Origin of the sequence: Bradyrhizobium jicamae, assembly GCF_001440395.1 — a bacterium.
In the GTDB taxonomy this organism is placed as follows: Bacteria; Pseudomonadota; Alphaproteobacteria; order Rhizobiales; family Xanthobacteraceae; genus Bradyrhizobium; species Bradyrhizobium jicamae.
Map to the genome: position 1 here is coordinate 1 of NZ_LLXZ01000056.1, position 1497 is coordinate 1497.

General features: G+C 62.8%; 1 protein-coding gene. It reads right to left on the reverse strand.

The window, feature by feature from the left end; genetic code table 11:
- Positions 1 to 134 precede the first annotated feature (134 nt).
- Complete coding sequence (locus tag CQ12_RS08775) at positions 135 to 1409, reverse strand: IS701 family transposase (RefSeq protein WP_057834916.1); 1275 nt, start codon at positions 1407 to 1409, stop codon at positions 135 to 137.
- Positions 1410 to 1497: the final 88 nt, after the last annotated feature.

Below are 1497 nucleotides of genomic sequence, written 5' to 3' on the forward strand. Positions count from 1 at the left end.
TCTTACTGCGTCATAGGCGTCCGCGACTTATCGAAGCTGCGTGGCCGCCACAGCACGGACATCTCAGCAAGTTTTTTATAAGTGCGCGGGTCAATCGCACGCGCATAGTTGCGATCGAGTTCGGGACATGGCGTTCAGGCCGCGCGGGCGGAGCCTCTGGGTCGATAATTGTCGGGTAACGGAGGGACTTCGACTGGCGCGGTGGAACGAGGTCCTGAGGGGGGAATCATCGCCTGCTCGGCGAGAAGGAAGCCGTAGGCTGCGATGCACAGCGTTGCGTGATGGTGGAAGCCACGCCAGCCGCGCCCTTCGTAGTGGCCGAGCCCGACCTCCTGCTTGAGTTCCTGGTAGTCGCGCTCGATGCGCCAGCGCAGCTTGGCCAGATCGACGAGTTGCGTGAAGCTGACGTCCTCCGGCAGCGTGGAGAGCCAGTATTTGGTCGGCTCTGCCTCGCCCTCCGGCCATTCGATCAACAGCCACTCAGGTGATAGCGTCTCGGGGATCAGCTTGTTGTAGCTGACGCGGACAGGTACACGCGCGAAGCGCGAGGACAATTGCTCGGCCGAGCCTTCGCGCCACGTCACCGTGCGCCACGCCCGCTTCGGTAGACCGAGCGCCACTTTTTGGGCCGAGATCAGTGCGGGCTCGTCACGACGGCCGGTGTTGTTCATCGGCTTGTCCATCCGCCGTGGGGCGCTGCCAGGGGCCCACATCAGGATGGTCGGCACGATGCCGACCACGTAAGGCACGCCAAGTTCCGTCATGCCTGCGCGCAGCCGCGCGTCCCTGCCGTATGCTGCATCCATCAACGCAACGCCGCGTGGCAGGCCGCTTTCGCAGGCCCAGCCGATTTGCTCCAACGCGATCTGTAGCTTGGTCCTGAACTTGAGTTGCTTGGGAACGCCTGCCTTCTTCCGCCGTGCACGATCCTTTGACCAGGCTTCCGGCAAGTACAAGCGATAGGCCACCGGCAGGCTGGCGGCATGATTGGCGATCGACAGCGACACCGCCACCTGGCAGTTGGCCTGCTTGCCGAGCTGACCGCAATATTGGTGGTGCACGCCGACCGAATGCTTGCCCTGCTTAGGGAACGAGGTGTCGTCGATGATCCACGCCTCGATCGGTCCACTCTTCTCGATCGCCGGCAGCACCATCTCGCGTACCTTGGCCAGCACGGTCTCGTCCGACCAATCGGCGTTGGCGACAAAGTGCAGCAGCGACTGGTGCTGTGCCGCTGTCCTCGCCGGAGCCGTCCGCGCTGCCATCGGCTCAACGCTCTTGCGGTCACCGGGCAACATCAGTCCCGTACAATAGTCGCGCAGCGGCCGCGTCCGCTCCGCGTGACCGATCACGCTTCCAAGTCCCGCAATGTAAGACGCGAACCGTGCTTCGCTTTGATCAAGATCCATCCGGCCCTCCCGCGTGCCAAAGATCGAATCCCATCAAATACTTGATTCACGGCCTCAAGGACTGCGACCGCTTGACTCAGTAGTGCTA